This window comes from Kitasatospora sp. NPDC051914, assembly GCF_040680995.1.
GTDB lineage: Bacteria > Actinomycetota > Actinomycetes > Streptomycetales > Streptomycetaceae > Kitasatospora.
In genome coordinates, this window is sequence record NZ_JBFAXX010000051.1 from 1 (window position 1) to 17,436 (window position 17,436).

Below are 17,436 nucleotides of genomic sequence, written 5' to 3' on the forward strand. Positions count from 1 at the left end.
ATGGGGTTGGGGGGGGCCGCCCGGGGGGGGGGGGGGGGGGCGGGGGTTAGGCGCGCGGGGGCGGGCCGCCCTGCTGCGCCGGGGCGCGGCCGCCCCCCCCGGGGGTGGCAGGACGCGTCCGTCTGGTGGGCCGGCATTGACGCCTTGCCGCCGCTGACACTACTTTCACATCAACAATTTGTTGAAGCGTCGTTGCGGTGTTGCTCCGGCGCGTCGTGGAGGAGTTCTGATGGCCCAGGTCGAGCTGGACGGCACCGTGCCCGCGGGCGGGCCCTCGTTCTCCGAGGCGGCGCGCGCCGCCGTGGCGGCACTGCTGGCGCCGGTCGACGCCGAGCTGGCCCGCCGTTACCCCGGCGACTCGGGCAGCCGGCAGCCCGTCCACACCGTCTACGTCCCGGCCGACGCCTTCGGCGCCGACACCGTACGCGACTGGGGCCGGCAGGCCCTGGAGGCCTTCGACACGCACGCTGCGACCCCCGAGCAGCTCGCCCGGGCGCTGGGCGTCCCGGCGGACGGGCTGCTCGCCGATGTGCACGCCCGGGTCCGGGCCAAGCTGGAGCGCGAGCCCGTCGAGGACCTCCGGGTCGACTTCGAGGACGGCTACGGTCCGCGCCCGGACGCCGAGGAGGACGAGGCCGCCGTCCGGGCCGCCCGCCTGGTCGCCGCGGCAGTGGCCGCGGACAGCGCCCCGCCGTACATCGGTATCCGGATCAAGTGCATGGAGGCGGCCGTCCGCGACCGGGGCATCCGCACGCTGGAGCTGTTCCTGGCCACGCTCCTCGCCGAGGGCGGGCTGCCCGACGGTCTCGTGCTCACCCTGCCGAAGGTCACCTACGCGGAGCAGGTCACCGCGCTCGTCCGGCTGCTGGAGGACTTCGAGCAGCGGGCGGGCCTGCCGGCCGGGCGGCTCGGCTTCGAGATCCAGATCGAGACCACCCAGGCGATCCTCGGCCCGGACGGCCGCGCCACCGTCGCCCGGATGATCGACGCTGCCGAGGGCCGTGCCACCGGCCTGCACTACGGCACCTTCGACTACAGCGCGGCCTGCGGGGTCAGCGCCGCCTACCAGAGCATGGACCACCCGGTGGCCGACCACGCCAAGGCCGTGATGCAGGTCGCCGCGGCGGGCACGGGCGTGCGGCTGTCGGACGGCTCCACCAACGTCGTTCCGACCGGTTCCACCGAGCAGGTCCACGCGGCCTGGCGGCTGCACCACGGCCTCGTCCGCCGCTCGCTGGCCCGCGCCTACTACCAAGGCTGGGACATGCACCCCGCCCACCTGCCCACCCGGTACGCCGCGGTCTACGCCTTCTACCGCGAGGGCCTGGAGGCGGCCTCCGTCCGGCTCGCCGCCTACGTGGCCAAGTCCGGCGGCGACGTGATGGACGAGCCGGCCACCGCCCGTGCCCTCAGCGGCTACCTGTTGCGCGGGCTGGACTGCGGGGCGGTCGACCCGTCCGAGGTCACCCGGCTCACCGGCCTCGACCGGGCCGCGCTGGACGCCCTCGCCGGACGCTGACCCCATCCCGGGGCGGCGGGGCGCGGGACCCCGGCGGTTAGGCTAGCTGGGCCATGCGCAGGCGCACCGCGCCCGCCCCGCCCGCCCCTCCGGAGACCTGCCGCGCCATGTCGCAGCCCAGCCCGAAGCCGTACCTGACCGTCCGGGGCTCCGGCAGCCACGAGATCGAGATCAAGAAGTCCCGCTTCATCTGCCACCTCGCACGCGTCGCCGACGAGGACGAGGCCCAGGTCTTCATCGCGGCCGTCCGCAAGGAGTACTGGGACGCCCGGCACAACTGCACCGCCTTCGTGGTCGGTGACGAGCAGCGGCGCGAGCGCTCCAACGACGACGGCGAGCCGAGCGGTACGGCGGGCGTGCCGATGCTCGAGGTGCTCCGCCGACGGGGACTGACCGACACGGTGGCCGTGGTGACCCGCTACTTCGGCGGCATCAAGCTCGGCGCGGGCGGGCTGGTGCGGGCCTACGGCAGCGCGGTGTCCGAGGCGGTGGACGCGGTCGGGCTGCTGGAGCGCCGCCCGGTCGCGCTCTTCGAGGTGTCCGCCGATCACACCAGGGCCGGGCGGCTCGGGAACGATCTCCGCGCCGCCGGCTACGAGGTCCGCGACCTGGCGTACGAGGCCGCCGGGGTGCGGATCGAAGTCGGCGTCCCCGAGGCCGGGGTGACGGACTTTCACGCCTGGCTGGCGGAGGCCACCGGCGGTGCCTCGGAGGCGGTTCCGGCGGGGTGGAGCCACATCGAGTTTCCGATCGAGTGACACTCGAACGAATTAACCATGCCCGGAGGCGGAACTTCCGCTCCGGGCCCTTCCGTTTCCAGCACAAGGACGTCGCGCCGGCACCCGCCGGCCGATGCCGGACAACCCACCCATCGATGGAGGACCGCAGACCCCACCGCACCACGGGAGGTACCGAGCATGACTTCCGACCACGCCCCGACCTCCGGCCGACCAGCCGAAACCCGCCGATCGGCCGACACGCAGGGCCTGCCCCGCCAGGCCGCCCCGTCCGACCGCGCAACCCCCTACCGGATGACCGTCGCCACGCCGCTGCCTTTCGACGACGTCGTGGCCCTGGTGGACGAGGCGCTCGCCGCCTGGCTCAAACAGGAAGGCCACGACGAGCCGTCGGCCGCCCGCGGCCCGGGCGCCGAACGCCTGAGACTCGGCGAACGGGTGCTGCTCGACCGGGATACCGGGCGCCTGCTCGTTGCCGGTCCGGCCGCCGTTCCCTCGCCCATCACTGACACCCCCGAAGCCGCGACGGCACCCGCGCCCCGTGGTTCCGATCAGCCCCCTGCCACCGGCCACTACGCCCACCGCAGGCTGCGCACCCCCGCCGGCCCGCACCGCACCCACCTGCTGACCATCACCCTCGCCTCCGGCTGCACCGCCGATGCGGCCGGCACGGGAGCCGACGGCGCCGCCGAAGGCGTCGTGCTCCGCCTGGAGGCCGAGTACCTCGCGTCCGGCTCACAGCTCAGCGGCCCCGGCAGGGTGCCCGTGCCGGAGGTCGCCCGGATATTGCTTCCGCTGCTGGATGCCACCGACGGTCCGGCAGCCCTCACCGCCCAACCGGCCGTCGTGACACCCGCAGAGGTGGACGACCTGATCGACCGTCTCTGCGACCCGGAGCGCCGCCTGGCCGCCGTGGTGGTGAGCGTGCCCACCTCCACTCCGCTGGAGGAGTGGCTGGCCGAGCAGGTCCGGCCCGTCCTGCAGCAGGTGACGGGTCTTGCCTCGCTGTACGTCCTCGACCATGCCGCACTGCCGCTGTTCAACGTCGCGTTCGAGTACCACAAGGTGTACGGCGGAGCGGTGCGCACCTTCCTCCCCGAGGTCGACCCTGCTTCCCGGGCCGACGCCGGCCGCCACCAGGTGCTCGCCAGGCAGCGGATGCAGGAGGACACCAGGCGGGCGGCCGCGTTGCTCGCCCGCGAGCCCCGCCGGATCGCAGCCGAACTGCCCCGGCCGGCACCGCTCGCCGCGATCCCCCCGCTGGTCGTGCCGGAGGAGTTCCGTCGCCCGGTCCGTCCGAAGCCCGGCAGCGAAGGGCCGCGCACCCGGGCCGACGAGCAGCGCCGCCGCCGCACCGTGCAGCGGCCGGGCCGCTCCGGCGGGCGGCTGTGTTCCGTGCCCGCTCCGCTCGCCGCGGCGGGTGCCGGGCCCGGACTCCCGCCGGCCGCTGCCCTGATCGCCCCGGCCCACGCGGAGTTCGCCAGGCTGTCGATGGACGCCTCGGCGGACAAGGGCATCTTTCCCGCCAGCTTCGGCGAGCTGGTCGGCCGGTTCGCGGAGTTCCCGCTGCTGGAATTCACCGGGGACGAGAAGGAGACGATCGCCCTGGACGGCCAGCCCGACGGCGCCGGCTGGGCGAGGCTCACCTGGGACGGCCTGACGGCCCTTCAGGAGTACGCAGCCGCGGCCGTCCGCGGAGAGGCCGGCGGCGACTTCAAGCAGTGGTGCGAACACACACCGCCGGGATGCCACCACTTCCCGCCGCGCAAAGCGGTCCGCTGGGAGTCCCGTACGGTCGAGAGCCATGCCAAGTGGAAGCGTGAGCGGATGCTCCCGGTGCCGTCCTGCGTGGATGTCTCGCGGCGCGCGTTCATGGGCGCCCACCTGCGGATCGGCGGCGGTTCCACGGCTCCGCGGCTGCACTACCTCGACGACTGTTCCGGCAGTGGGCGCATCTATGTCGGCTACATCGGCCAGCATCTGACCAACACCCGGACCAACTGACCGTCCGGCCCGGCCCTCCCCACCGAACGGACCCCCTACCGAACCGACCCCGTTGCCAACCCGACTCCCTTTCCGAGCCGACCCCTTCCGAGCTGACCCCTTGCCGGCCCCGACCGCCGTCGGTCCGCGCCCCCGCACCGGGCGTCACCCTCGCAGCGTCCCGTCCCGCAGACACCCCGTCGGGTGAGTGGGACGGGACGCCCACCTGGCCAACTCGCAAGTGTTGGCTGACCCGTGCATCCGAACGGTGGACAATGCTGGACGGGGGCCGTGGCCGAGCGACCCCTGCGAGCGCGTGCGGGCTGGTCCGGGCCCACGCGGCCTCGCCGGACGCGCAGTGACGTAGTGGGGGATCGACCGCTGATGCAGCATTCACCCGACAGCCGCCCGGACGCCGTCCCGTCGGCCCGGGCATCCGGCACCCAACCCGTCCAGGAGGCACCCGCACCGCTGCAGGCCGGATTCCTCGCCACACTCTTCCGGGACCTCGGGGCCGAAGCCCCCGTCGATGCCTTCGCCGACGCACCCTCCGAAACCTCTGGCGGGGCGCCGGAGGAGGACGTGGTTGCCGCGCACGGCCGCGCAGCCGCCCTGACCCACCATCGGACGCTCACCGTGCGGGCCCAGCACGAGCACCTCGCCGACCTGCTCCGCAGGGCCGCACTGCCGGTCTCCGCCATGGACTTCGAGAGCCAGCTGCGCACCTACGAACCGCGGCCCTTCCCGGCGGGCACCGACGACCACCCCGCCGAGGCCGAGCCGCGCTGGGCCGACTACGCCCCGGCAGAGCCGCCCGCCGCCGACCCCGACGAGCCGGCCTCCCGCCGGCTGCTCGACTCCGGCTACCAGCGCGAACTCGCCCAGGCCCGGCTGCGCCACCAGCGCGACCTCCGCGAGTGGCGCGCCCGGCAGGCCGAGGGCGCCGCGGCCGAGACCAGGGCCGCCCGGAGCGCCCACGAGCAGGCCGAGCAGGCCCGGGCCCGGGCCGTCCAGGAGTACAACCAGAGCCTGGAGGAGTGTCGGCGCGCCTACCGGCTGTCCGAACCGGCCGCCGTGGAGTCGCTGCTGGAGCGCGCCTTGGCCGCCGCCGAAGCCACCACCCGGGACCTCCCCGCCCCCTGCCGGGCGCTGTTCCGCCCGCTCACCAGGACGGCCGTCCTCGATCTCGACCTGCCGCCGCTCGACGTGGTGCCCTCGCTCTCCGGATACCGCCTCGGCGACGGCGGCGAGCCCGAGCCCGTGCCGCGGGCCCCCGCCGACCGCGCCTCCGACTACCTGCGGCTCGCCGCCCGCCTCGCCCTGCGCGCCCTGCAGGCCGCCGACGCCGTCGACACCGACGAGATCCTTGCCGGTGTCGTGTTCAACGGCTGGCTGCGTCGGCCCGGCGCCGCCCCGGTCTGCCTGCTCAGCGTGGACGCCGACCGGGACGCACTCGCCCGCACCCGTCTGGTGGCCGAGCCGGTCGGCGCAACCGTGCCGGGCGACGAGGACGACGAACTGGTCCAGGGGATCTACGCCGATGCCGAGCAGGACGAGGCGCTCGTCCGGCTGCGCGAGCTGTCCGCCGTGGTCACGCCGGACCCGTACGGGCCGCTGCCGGTGGTGCCCAATGGCACGGCGGGTTCGACGGTGCCGTCCGCGGCCGAGCTGTCGCCCAACGAGTTCGCGCAGCTCGTCCGGGAGCTGCTGACCCGCGGGGGCCTGGCCGCGTGGAGCGTGCGGCTGCGCGGTCCGGCCGGGCTGGTCGCCACCGCCGAGGGCGCACCGGACAGCGCCCTGCCGGGCCGCTGGGTGGTGTGGGCGTCCCGCAACACCGAGCCGGTGGCCGAGGAGGAGCTCCGCACCCTGGCCGAGGCGGTCCGTGAGGAGGGTGCCGAGCGCGGGCTGCGCCTCACCACCGGCCGGTTCGGGGAGGCCGCACTCGACCTGGCGGCCGAGGAGGGCTACCGGCGCATCCACCTGATCGACGGCGGGGGCGTCCAGGAGCTGTCCAGGACCCATCTCGGGCTGCCCCTGGCGGTCGGCTGAGCACAGGGCCCGGCCGGCCTGGCCGACCACCCGGTGCATCCTGCTCCCGCTGCCGCCCCCGGCTGCCCGCTGCCTGCCGCTGCCGCCCGCCGTCCGCCGCTGTGCGCGGTCGGCGGGTGGCGGCTGCACCGACCCGGTCGCCCTGTCAGGCTGGAGGGATGGGAATCGGGTTCATGGACCGGTGGCGCGCCCGACACGGCCGCCGTCCGGACGGCACCCCACCGCAGCCGGACGAGGCGACGATGGCCGACCTGCTCGCCGAGTGCGGGCTGCTGCGCGAGCTGGCCGGCGAGTCGGGCGTGCAGCTCGACGACGGGGTGTCGTCGTTGACCGACCTCGACCAGCTGCTGCCGCGCTGGCGCGACGATCCGGAGGTCTCCGAGTGGCTGGGCAACGACGCGGGCCTCTACCTCGGCACGGTGCTGCACCGCACCGTCCCCGGCACGGCCTGGCGGCTCGACGAACACGACCGCCCGCTGGTGGTGCTCCCCGGCGGCCGCGAGCTCGACGTCACGGCGATCGGCCACGGCTGGGCGGTCGAGGGCTCGCCCCAGCTGGCCGCCGCCTACCTCGCCGCGACCGACGGTTGACCCCCGTCCTCCTCCCCGCCGCTCCCGCTCCCACGCCCGCAGGGCCCGTACCCGCAGGGCCCGCATCCGCAAGACCTGAGCCCGGCCCCACCGGCGGAGCGGCACGCACGGAGGCTCCCCGGTGACCGCGATCGCAGTGGCGGCCGCCGCCTTCCTGATGACCCTGATCGGCGGCTGGGTGGCGCAGCGCACCGGCGACCGGCGGCACCTGGTGCTCGGGTTCGCCGCCGGGCTGATGCTGGGCGTGGTCGCCTTCGACCTGCTGCCGGAGGCGGTCCGGGCCGCGCCCGACGAGGTGCACGGCGTTCCGCAGGCCCTGCTGATGTTCGCGGCCGGGTTCCTGACGATCCACATCATCGAGCGTGCCGTGGCGATCCACCGGGGTCACGAGGGCGAGTACGCCGCGCACAGCCACGGTCACGATCGGCACGACCACGGCCGCCAGGGCATCGGCCTGACCGCGGCCGGCGCCCTGGTCGGGCACAGCCTGATGGACGGCTTCGCGATCGGCGCGGCCTTCCAGGCCGGTACCACCGTCGGCACGGTGGTGGCGATAGCGGTGGTGGCCCACGACTTCGCCGACGGCTTCAACACGTACACGATCACCCGGATGTACGGGAACGACCGCCGCCGCGCCCTGACCCTGTTGGCCGCGGACGCGCTGGCGCCGATCACCGGTGCGGCGATCACCCTGCTCTTCACCATCCCGGAGCAGGTGCTCGGCCTCTACCTCGGGTTCTTCGCCGGTTTCCTGCTGTACCTCGCGACCTCGGACATCCTGCCGGAGGCGCACAGCCCGCACCCGTCCCGCACCACCCTGCTGTGCACGCTGCTCGGTGTGGGCTTCATGTGGCTGGTGATCGGCTTCGCGGACTGAGCCCGCCCGGGCCGGACGCCGGCCCGGGGAACGTCAGGGGCCCGCAGGTCCGGTGTCCGGTCCGCCCACCACCGCGGAGGCGGCCTCCACGGCGGCCCACCTCTCCCGCATCGCCAGCAGCGCGGCGGTGATCGCGGGCCGTCGGGAGGCCTGGGTGCGCCACAGCGCGTACACCCGCCGGGCGGGCTCGGGGGAGACCGGCCGGGCGACCACGCCCGGCGGCAGGGCGGCCCGGCCGAGCCGGGGGACGAGGCCGAGCCCGAGCCCGGCCTCGACCAGGGCGATCTGCGTCTCGAACTCGCCGACCTGGTAGAGCACGTCGGGCTCCTCGCCGGCCTCGCGGAGCGTCCGTACCAGCCAGTCGTGGCAGATGTTGCCGGGCGGCACGCTGATCCAGCGCTGCCCGAGGAGCTCGGCCACCGGCACGGTGCCGAGGGCGGCGAGCGGGTGCTCGGCGCGCAGCAGCAGGTCGACCGGGTCGAGGCCGAGGTCGAGGCGGGAAAGTCCGTCCTGGACGGGCAGCGGCACGGTGGGCCAGTCCTGCACCAGGGCGAGGTCGACCTCGCCTCGGGCCACCAGGTCGGCGGCCGGGTACGGGTCGCACTCCAGCAGCCGGACGTCCAGGTCGGGGCAGCGTTCCCGCAGGTCCGTCAGGGCGCCCGGCATCAGCCCGCGGGCGCCGGTCGCGAAGGAGGCGACCAGCAGCCGGCCGACGGCCTGGCCGCGCCGCTCCTCCAGCGTCACCTCGGCCTGCTCGACGAGCGCGAGCAGTTGTCGCGCCGTGTCGGCCAGGCGGACGGCGGCGTCGGTGAGCACCACGCCCCGGCCCTGGCGTTCCAGCAGCACCGTGCGGGTCTCGCGCTCCAGTTTGGAGATCTGCTGCGAGACCGCCGAGGGAGTGAATCCGAGGGCGGCGGCCGCGCCGCCGACCGAGCCGTGCACCGCGACCGCGTGCAGCGCGCGCAGCCTGCCGAGATCCAACATGGCGGCCATGCTAAAGCAATGCTGAACGGTTCGGTTCAGAATTCATCGCTGGTGCTACACGGTGCGTGCCCCTCAGGCTCGATGCATGCCAGCGACCACCGACTCCATCACTGCCCCCTCCGCCACTGTCCCATCCGCCGCGGTCATGACATCCCGTCACATCGCCCTGGCGGTGCTGATCGCCGCCGTTTGGGGTCTGAACTTCGTGCTGATCCACGTCGGGCTGGAGAACTTCCCGCCCCTGCTGTTCTGCGCGCTGCGGTTCGCGGTGGTGGCCGTGCCGGCGGTCTTCCTCGTCGGCCCGCCGAAGGTGCCGTGGCGCTGGGTGGTCGCGGTCGGCTGCACGCTGGGCGTCGCCAAGTTCGGGCTGCTGTTCCTCGGCATGCACGCCGGCATGCCTGCCGGCCTGTCCTCGCTGGTGCTGCAGAGCCAGGCCGTCTTCACCGCGCTGTTCGCCGCGGCCCTGCTGCGCGAGCGGCCGACCGGGCAGCGCGTCGCGGGGCTCGCCGTCGCCTTCGCCGGCATCGGCCTGGCCGCCGCGGACCACGGCCCGGGCGGCCCGGCCGGCGCTTTCGCGCTGGTCATCGCATCGGCGGCGTTCTGGGGCCTGTCCAACGTGCTGACCCGCAGGGCCGCCCCGCCGGACGCGCTGCGCTGGATGGTCTGGGTGAGCGCCGTGCCCCCGCTGCCGCTGCTCGCCCTCTCGCTGCTCGTCGAGGGGCCGCAGCAGGACCTGCGCGCACTGGCCGACATCTCCGCCGCCGGGGTGGGGGCCATCGCCTACGTCGGACTGGTCTCCACGCTGTTCGGCTTCGTCGGCTGGAGCCACCTGCTGCGCCGCTACGACGCCTCCGCGGTGGCGCCCTACTCGCTGCTGGTGCCGGTCTTCGGGATGTCCTCGGCCTGGCTGCTGCTGGGGGAGCGGTTCAGCCTCACGGCGGGCGCGGCGGCCGTGCTGGTGATCGCCGGGATCGGGCTCACCGCGCTGCGTCCCGGCTGGGCGGCGAGGCTGCCTCGTACGCGGCCTCGGCGGCCCGCAGTGCCTGCAGCAGTGCCTCCTGGTCAAGGCGGCTGACCGCGCCGAAGTACTCCTGGGCGACCTCGTGCCGGATCTGCCCGATCCGCTCCAGCGCTCCCCGCCCCCGGTCGGTCAGCACGACGCGGACGGCCCGGCGGTCGGCCGGGTCCGGCGTACGGGCGGCCAGGCCGGCCTCCTCCAGGGCGTCCACCACGGCGGTGGCCGAGCGCGGGGCGATGCGCAGCCGGTCGGCCAGCGCGCTGAGCCGCATCGGTGAGCTCTCGGACTCCGCCTCGCGGCTGCACGCGCCGTCGCGGCCGTTGCCGTGGTCCCGGGTGTGTCCCTCGGCGTGGGCGAGGGTGCGCAGGGCGCGGGCCTGGGCAGGGGTGATGCCGTACGGCTCGAGGCGCTGCACGGTCTGCCGCCGGATGCGTTTCATCGCCCGGGTCAGCGCATCGGCGAGTTCCGCTGCGGTGTCGGCGGTCGGCGGCGTGGTCATGGCGGGCTCCCGGCTCGGACTGCCCCGGCCCGGGCCCGGGGCGCGGGGCCAGGCTATCGGGGAGCCGCCGTCTCGCTCCGATAACTTGTTGAGCCTGACTCACTATTCGGTCTAGCGTAGGAGGGTGAGGCGCGCTGTGCGGCTCCTGCCGTTCTGCCTGCCCGTGCGCCTTTCCCGCCGGTATCCCTTCCCGCAAGCCTCCCGGAGGACCCGTGTCCCGATCCCGAGCCCGTGTCGCCACCGACCGCCCCGCCCGCTACGGCAAGCAGCTCGCCTCCCATCTCGGCCGGAAGGTGCAGGCCGAGTGGTCCGAGGAGGAGGGCCGCGGCAGCGTCGCCTTCTCCTTCGGCACCGCCGATCTCGTCGCCGAGCCCGGCGGCCTGCTCCTCGCCGTCGAGGGGGAGGCCGACCGCCTCGCCGACCTCGAGGACGTGGTCGGCCGTCACCTCGTCCGCTTCGGCGCCCGCGACGAACTCGTCGTCGAGTGGCACCGCGACCACGGCGAGCCCGGCCTCGTCCACCGCAACCAGGAGGAGCCCCCCGCCGGCGGGTGACCCTCAGCCTCCGCCCCGCCCGGAGCCGCCGGCCCGCCCGGCCGTCCAGTCGGGGCCGGCCGTGCCGGGGCCGTCGTTGGGCGTGCAGCGGGGGAGCAGTCGTGCGAGCAGCCGCGCGCCGGCCCAGAGGACCAGGCCGGCCAGGCACCAGCTGGCCAGCACGTCCAGCAGCCAGTGGTAGTCGCTCCACACCAGCCCGCAGCCGACCCCGAGGCAGAGCAGCGCGGTGCCGGTGTACAGCAGCGGACGTGCATCGGCGGCCAGGGTGCCGCCGAGCAGCAGGGCCGCGGTGCCGTAGGCGATCGCCGAGGTCGCCGTGTGCCCGGACGGGTACCAGCCCCACTGGTCGGGGGAGAGCGGCTGCCCGTACGGGCCGGGCCGGGCGAACCAGGCCTTGGCCGGCACCACCAGCAGCGGGACCAGCGCCGTGGCCGCCACCGCAGCCGGCAGCGGCAGCCACCAGCGGGACGGCGTGCCGCTGCGCCTCCGCCGCACCGCCGTGAGCACCGCAGCGGCCAGCAGCACCGGCACGGCCGGCACCGAGCCGCCGAGGTCGGACAGGGCCGCGCCCAGGTGGTTGACCAGGGTGCTGTGCAGCAGGTGGCGGAGCTCGCGCACCGCGTGCCGAGTGCCGGTGTCCACGCCCAGCAGGGGGCCGTCCACCGAGACCTGCCAGGAGACGGCCGCCAGCACCACCGCAAACGTCGCGGGCACGACAAAAGACGAAAGCCGCCCCGGAGCAGGGGGGAGAGCTCCGGGGCGGCCGAGGTGATCGCCGCTCCGCGCGGCCCGGGGGGTGTGGGCCGGGCGGTCGGTCGATCGGTCTGGATGCTCAGCCGCCAGTGCCGGGGCGGCAGAGGATGTCGCTAAGGGTTGCGGCTCGCTGTCCATCTGTCATGACAGTACGTCAAAGGCGGTGCCGGGCAGAGATGCGCAAGTGGTTTCGCACAGCATCTTCACCACTGGGAGTACAACCTCCACGCTGCAGTACCCGTCCGGCCGCCCGGGCCCCGCGCAGCCCGGAAGCCCGCCTCGAGCCGGAGGGCCCGCCGGTGCCGAAAGGGCGACGGAACGCCGAGCGGCCCGGTCCAGGTCGGACCGGGCCGCTCGCAGCGGGGCGCTGTGCGCTGTCCACCGCCCCGGGACCGTCAGGCGCGGGCGAAGGCGCCCTCGATGATGTCCAGGCCCTCGTTGAGCAGGTGCTCCGGCATCACCAGCGGCGGCAGGAAGCGCAGCACGTTGCCGTAGGTGCCGGCGGTCAGCACGACCAGGCCCTCGGCGTGGCAGGCCTTCGCCACGGCGGCGGTGATCTCCGGGTTGGGCTCCTTGGTGCCCGGCTTGACCAGCTCGATCGCGATCATCGCGCCGCGGCCGCGGACCTCGCCGATCACGTCGAACTTCTCCTGCATCGCGCGCAGGCGGCCCAGCATGACCTCGCCGATGCGCTGCGCCTTGGCGTTGAGGTCCAGCTCCTTCATGGTCTCGATCGAGCCGAGCGCGGCGGCGCAGGCCACCGGGTTGCCGCCGTAGGTGCCGCCCAGGCCGCCCGCGTGCGCGGCGTCCATGATCTCGGCGCGGCCGGTCACGGCGGCCAGCGGCAGACCGCCGGCGATGCCCTTGGCGGTGGTGATCAGGTCCGGGACGATGCCCTCGTCCTCGCAGGCGAACCACTGGCCGGTGCGGCAGAAGCCGGTCTGGATCTCGTCCGCGACGAAGACGATGCCGTTGGCCTTCGCGTACTCCACGATCGCCGGCAGGAAGCCCTTGGCCGGCTCGATGAAGCCGCCCTCGCCCTGGATCGGCTCGATGATGATCGCCGCGACGTTCTCGGCGCCGATCTGCTTGTTGATCATGTCGATCGCCTGGGCTGCGGCCTCGGCGGCGCAGTTCTCCGCACCGGTCAGCCAGCGGTACGGGTAGGCGACCGGCACGCGGTAGATCTCGGGGGCGAACGGACCGAAGCCCTGCTTGTACGGCATGTTCTTCGCCGTCAGGCCCATGGTGAGGTTGGTGCGGCCGTGGTAACCGTGGTCGAACACCACGACGGCGGTGCGCTTGGTGTACACGCGGGCGATCTTCACCGCGTTCTCGACGGCCTCGGCGCCGGAGTTGAACAGCGCGGTCCGCTTCTCGTGGTCGCCCGGGGTCAGCTCGTTCAGCTGCTCCGCCACCGCCACGTAGCCCTCGTACGGGGTCACCATGAAACAGGTGTGGGTGAACGCGGCGAGCTGCTCCGACGCCTTGGCGACGACCGCCTCGGCGCTGTTGCCGACGTTGGTCACGGCGATGCCGGAACCGAAGTCGATCAGGCTGTTGCCGTCCACGTCCTCCAGCACGCCGCCGTTGGCGCGGGCCACGTACACGGGAAGGGTCGTGCCGACACCGGCGGCCACCGCGCCGAGCTTGCGAGCCTGCAGCTCCTGCGACTTCGGGCCGGGGATCGCGGTGACCAGGCGGCGCTCCTGCGGGAGCGGGGTTGCAGCGCTCATGGCGGTTCTCCAAATCTCAAGGCGCGGTCCTCGAAGGCTACGGCGGCGCCCGGGGCCCGGGCATGCGCCACTCGGTAGCAGTGGACCGTCCGGAATTGTCCGGCGCGGCCAGCGCACGGAGATCAGGGATCGCGCGCCCCTGCTCCACTACATTGAGCGCGGGCGTGTCGCCGGACCGGCGGCATGGGTATGGCAATGCCGGTGGTGGGACAGGGAGCGGGGCCGGGATGGGACTGGACGGCACACACGGGCGGCAGGCCGCACAGGCACAGCGGACATCGGCCGTCCCCCCGCAGCGGCACCTCCCCTTCGACCTCGCGGCCTGGGCCGCCGAGCCCCGCCCCGAGACCCCGCCCGGCATCTTCCGCCTCGGCTACCGCCCCCAGGACGAGACCCGCACCGAACAGGCCACCGTCCCACCCGGCCCGCTCCTGACGCGCGCGGCCCTGAACCTGGTGGTCGGCTGGCTGGTTTTCATCTACGGGCGGGCGCTCTGCCTGAACCTCATCGCCTATGCGGTCGACAAGTTCGAGATCGGCAGCCGGATCGACCTCGGACAGGGGCGCTTCCAGTACGTCGTGCCGGCGGGCCAGCGCGATCTCGTGGCCCTCGCCGTCAACGTCCTCATGATCCTTCTCGTGGTCCGGTACTTCGGCCGGATGGGCCGTTGGACGGAGGTGTTCCGCAGGTACGCCGCGCCGCTGCTCGCCCGCACCGTCACGCAGGAGGCCTCCGAGGGCGGTATCGATGCCGTCGGCCGGACCCACTCCGCCGATCCCTGGTTCGAGGTGCGGGCCGGGGCGCCGGAGGCCGTGCGGCGGTTGGAGGGCGAGCAGTTGGGCGATGTCGACTACGCCCGCATCCGGCACGCCTGGGACACCGTGCTGGCCGACCCCGACCTGCTGCCCGCCTTCGCCGAGCAGGTGGAGGCCCGCGGTGCCGCCGCCTGCGCCCACCCCTCCGGGGCCCGCGACCTGCCGGGCCGCACCGGCCGGCACGACCTGCTGACCCGTCAGGTGCGGCTGGGCACTGCGCAGAACGTGGTGAAGAACCCGCTCGCGCACCGCAGCGCCGGCTTCGCCCTGGACCCGCAGCTGCTCGGCACCTCGCTGCTGGCGGTCGGCCCGGCCGGCACCGGCAAGACCGCCCGGCTGGGCCGGCCGGTCGCCGAGGCGCTCTGCCTGCAGGCGCTGGCGGGCACCGCCTGTGCGGTGGTGATCGGTGCCGCCGACGCCGATCTGGGCCCGGACACCTGGTACGACGTGGTGATCGCGCCGGGCGATCCGCGCTCCCCGTACGGCCTCGACCTGTACGGCGCGGCCGCGGACCCGGACGAGGCCGCGGCCCGGCTGGCCGACGCGCTGCTGCCGGACGAGCTGGCGCAGCGCGCGGAGACCGCCCGGACGGCGCTGCAGCAGGTGGTCGGCCCGTACCACGCCGCGCACGGCCGCTACCCGGGGGTGCGCGAGCTGCGGGCGCTGCTGGGCGGGGACCCGGACGCCTGGGCGGTGCTGCGGAAGGCGCTGCAGGCGGCCGGGGTGTTGGCGGTGCACGAGGCGGAGCTGCAGCACCGGGAGCGGCAGCACGGCCGGGCGGACGATCCCGGTGCGCTGCTCGCCGACCGGCTGGCGCTGCTGGACCGCCCGGTGTTCGCGGGCTGCTTCCCGGGTGTGCCGGGCGGGCCGGCCGGGGGCCTGCCGCCGTTCGCGATGCGGGCGCTGGACCACCCGCTGCGGGTACGGGTGAAGCTGCCGGAGCGCAGCCATCCGGAGGTGGCCCGGGTGCTGTCGCGGCTGGTGGTGGCGCAGTTCGTGCAGGCCGCGTCGGCCCGCACCGAGCGGTCGCTGTTCGCCGGCCTGGTGGTGGACGACGCCTCGGCCGCGGTGGACGTGCACACCGTCCGCGGCCTGCAGCGGATGCGCGGCACCAACGCGGGTGCGGTGCTGCTGCTGCGCACCCTGGCGGACCTGTCCGAGCCGCTGCGGGCGCCGCTGTTCGGTGCGGTGGGCTGCCGGATGGCCTTCCCCGGGATCGCCCCGTGGGACGGCCGGCTGTTCTCCGAGGCCTGGGGCACGCACCTGGTGACCGAGACCGCGGTGACGCACACCCCGGACACCTCGGGCGGGCTGGTGCGCAAGGCGGCCCGGGGCGTCCGCAAGGCGCTGTCGGGGACGACCGCGCAGACCGAGTCGGTGACCACCCGGGACGTGGAGCGGCACCGCTGGTCGCCGTCCGACCTGGCGCACGCGCTGCCGAGCGGCCACGCCGTGGTCTCGCTGACGACGGTGGACGGGGAGCAGGTGCCGCCGCTCCTGGTGGACCTGCGCGGCTGAACGCACCGGCCGCGCGGCTGGACGCGTCCCGGCACGGTCGACCTCACCCCGGCCGGGGCCGGTCGGGGCCTGACTCCGCAGCGGAGGATTCGGTGCCGCCGCTTGTCCGGGGCGTACATAATGGGAGTCGAGCCCCCGAACCCTCACCTGCGCGGTCGCAACGGCGCGACCGTGTCGTACCAGCGAAGGTGCCATGCCCCCCACACTCGCCTCCGTCGTCCGCAACACCGCGCTCCATCTGACCGTGCTGGCGGGTGCGGACCACCTGGAGCGGCAGGTTCGCTGGGTGCACACCAGCGAGCTCGACGACCCGACCCCGTTCCTGGAGGGCGGCGAGCTGCTGCTCACCACCGGGATCAAGCTCGGCAAGAGCTCCTCCCGGCTGCAGGCGTACGTGCACCGGCTGGCCGACGCCGGGGTGGTCGGTCTCGGGCTGGGCGTGGGCCTCTCGCACACCGAGGTGCCGCAGGCGCTGGTGGAGGCTGCCGCGCAGCGCGGGCTGCCGCTGCTGCGGGTGCCGGAGGCGACGCCGTTCATCGCGATCAGCAAGGCGGTGTCGGCGGCCCTGGCGGCCGAGCAGTACGAGGCGGTGACGACCAGCTTCGAGGCGCAGGAGGAGCTGACCCGGGCGGCGCTCGGCAAGGACGGCACGACGGCGGTGGTCCGCCGGCTGGCCGCCAGGCTGGGCGGCTGGGCGGCGCTGTACGACGGTTCGGGTGCGCTGTCCGCGGTGGCGCCGGACTGGGCGGCCCGCCGGGCCGGCCGGCTGGCGGCCGAGGTGGACCGGCTGCGCCGCCGCCCGGCACCGTCGAGTGCGGCCCTGCAGGGCCGCTCCCCGGGCATCGACACGGCGGACGAGGACTTCGTGGTCGTCCAGTCGCTGGGCGCGGACCGCCGACCGCGGGGCTTCCTCGCGGTCGGTACCGAGGACCGGATCACCCCGACCGAGCGGTACGTGCTGAACGCGGCGGTCGCGCTGCTCACGCTGACCCTGGAGCGGTCGCGGGAGCTGCGGCAGGCCGAGGAGCGGATGGGCGCGGCGCTGCTGCACATGGTGCTGGCGGGCGAGGTGGCGACGGCGCGGCAGGTGTCGGCGGGGCTGTTCGGCGGCCTGCCGGAGGGCAATGTCCGGGTGCTGGTGGCCGGTGCGGGCTCCGGCCCGGAGGCGGCGGAGTCGCTGAGCGAGCTCGGCGACCGTGCCGAGCAGGCGGGCGGACGGGTCGGCGAGCGGCTGCTGGTGTCCCGGGAGGACGGCGCGCACGGGCCGCGGCTGCTGGTGCTGGCCCAGGACAACGGCGCCGCGCACCGCGCCTGCCTCGGTGCGGTGGAGGAGCACGAGGGGCTGGCCCTGGGCGTGTCCGGGCCGACCGTGCTGGAGGAGTCCGGCACGGCGTACGCGCAGGCCGAGCGGGCGCTGGCGGTGGCGCTGCGCGGCGGCCGCCGCTCGGTGGACCACGAGGAGGTCGGCGCCGGTTCGCTGCTGCCGCTGCTGGGCGAGGAGGCGGTGACGGCGTTCGCCGAGGGGCTGCTGCGGCCGCTGCGCGAGCACGACCGGACGGCCCGCGGCGACCTGGTGGCGAGCCTGCGGGCCTGGCTGTCCCGGCACGGGCAGTGGGACGCGGCCGCCGCCGACCTGGGCGTGCACCGGCACACCCTGCGGTACCGGATGCGCCGGGTCGAGGAACTGCTCGGCCGCTCGCTGGACGACACCGACGTCCGGATGGAGCTGTGGCTGGCCCTGCGCGCGGGCGAGGAGTGACCGCCGCGCGCTGAGCCCCGTCCTCGGGAAGCCCCGTGCGTCGGT

Annotated in this window: 14 protein-coding genes; 10 read left to right on the top strand and 4 right to left on the bottom strand. The window is 74.9% G+C overall.

The genetic code is table 11. The annotated features are described in order from the left end of the window. The first annotated feature begins 229 nt into the window (after positions 1–229). The 6 genes from AB0M03_RS28615 to AB0M03_RS28640 all read left to right on the top strand — a co-directional run bounded on the left by AB0M03_RS28615 (position 230) and on the right by AB0M03_RS28640 (position 7,755). Complete coding sequence (locus AB0M03_RS28615; protein ID WP_363496133.1) at positions 230–1,519, top strand: aldolase; 1,290 nt, start codon at positions 230–232, stop codon at positions 1,517–1,519. Between the two features lie 107 nt (positions 1,520–1,626). After that, the gene (locus AB0M03_RS28620) at positions 1,627–2,277 is read left to right on the top strand and encodes a YigZ family protein (RefSeq protein WP_363496271.1); all 651 of its coding nucleotides are present in this window, start codon (positions 1,627–1,629) and stop codon (positions 2,275–2,277) included. 159 nt (positions 2,278–2,436) lie between these two features. After that, complete coding sequence (locus tag AB0M03_RS28625) at positions 2,437–4,260, top strand: hypothetical protein (RefSeq protein WP_363496136.1); 1,824 nt, start codon at positions 2,437–2,439, stop codon at positions 4,258–4,260. Positions 4,261–4,623: 363 nt separating this feature from the next. Next, complete coding sequence (locus AB0M03_RS28630) at positions 4,624–6,288, top strand: restriction endonuclease (RefSeq protein WP_363496139.1); 1,665 nt, start codon at positions 4,624–4,626, stop codon at positions 6,286–6,288. A 158-nt stretch (positions 6,289–6,446) separates the two neighbouring features. Then, positions 6,447–6,878, top strand: a complete 432-nt coding sequence (locus tag AB0M03_RS28635; protein WP_363496142.1) for a DUF6278 family protein — start codon at positions 6,447–6,449, stop codon at positions 6,876–6,878. Between the two features lie 157 nt (positions 6,879–7,035). After that, on the top strand, positions 7,036–7,755 hold the full coding sequence (locus AB0M03_RS28640) for a ZIP family metal transporter (protein ID WP_363496274.1): 720 nt from the start codon (positions 7,036–7,038) through the stop codon (positions 7,753–7,755). Between the two features lie 33 nt (positions 7,756–7,788). On the opposite strand, the gene AB0M03_RS28645 is transcribed toward AB0M03_RS28640, so the two are convergent. Further along, positions 7,789–8,739 carry a LysR family transcriptional regulator gene (locus AB0M03_RS28645; RefSeq protein ID WP_363496145.1) on the bottom strand — a complete coding sequence of 317 codons (951 nt, stop codon included), beginning with the start codon at positions 8,737–8,739 and terminating at the stop codon, positions 7,789–7,791. A gap of 145 nt (positions 8,740–8,884) precedes the next feature. Between AB0M03_RS28645 and AB0M03_RS28650 the strand changes: the two genes are divergently transcribed. Then, positions 8,885–9,814: an EamA family transporter gene (locus tag AB0M03_RS28650; protein WP_363496148.1), complete on the top strand. Its 930-nt coding sequence runs from the start codon at positions 8,885–8,887 to the stop codon at positions 9,812–9,814. Here the strand turns inward: AB0M03_RS28650 and AB0M03_RS28655 are convergent. After that, positions 9,717–10,256 carry a MarR family transcriptional regulator gene (locus AB0M03_RS28655; protein WP_363496151.1) on the bottom strand — a complete coding sequence of 180 codons (540 nt, stop codon included), beginning with the start codon at positions 10,254–10,256 and terminating at the stop codon, positions 9,717–9,719. The genes AB0M03_RS28650 and AB0M03_RS28655 overlap by 98 nt on opposite strands. A 212-nt stretch (positions 10,257–10,468) precedes the next feature. Between AB0M03_RS28655 and AB0M03_RS28660 the strand changes: the two genes are divergently transcribed. Then, positions 10,469–10,810, top strand: coding sequence for a DUF2218 domain-containing protein (locus AB0M03_RS28660; protein WP_363496154.1), 342 nt, complete (start codon positions 10,469–10,471; stop codon positions 10,808–10,810). Between the two features lie 3 nt (positions 10,811–10,813). Here the strand turns inward: AB0M03_RS28660 and AB0M03_RS28665 are convergent, their stop codons facing one another. Continuing rightward, positions 10,814–11,524, bottom strand: coding sequence for a phosphatase PAP2 family protein (locus AB0M03_RS28665; RefSeq protein WP_363496157.1), 711 nt, complete (start codon positions 11,522–11,524; stop codon positions 10,814–10,816). Between the two features lie 434 nt (positions 11,525–11,958). Continuing rightward, positions 11,959–13,299, bottom strand: a complete 1,341-nt coding sequence (gabT, locus tag AB0M03_RS28670) for a 4-aminobutyrate--2-oxoglutarate transaminase (protein ID WP_363496160.1) — start codon at positions 13,297–13,299, stop codon at positions 11,959–11,961. Between the two features lie 227 nt (positions 13,300–13,526). Between gabT and AB0M03_RS28675 the strand changes: the two genes are divergently transcribed. Together AB0M03_RS28675 and AB0M03_RS28680 are read left to right on the top strand one after the other, a co-directional pair. Next, entirely contained in the window at positions 13,527–15,632 is a 2,106-nt protein-coding gene (locus AB0M03_RS28675; RefSeq protein ID WP_363496163.1) for an ATP-binding protein, read from the top strand. A 193-nt stretch (positions 15,633–15,825) separates the two neighbouring features. Further along, complete coding sequence (locus AB0M03_RS28680) at positions 15,826–17,391, top strand: PucR family transcriptional regulator (protein ID WP_363496166.1); 1,566 nt, start codon at positions 15,826–15,828, stop codon at positions 17,389–17,391. Positions 17,392–17,436 lie beyond the last annotated feature (45 nt).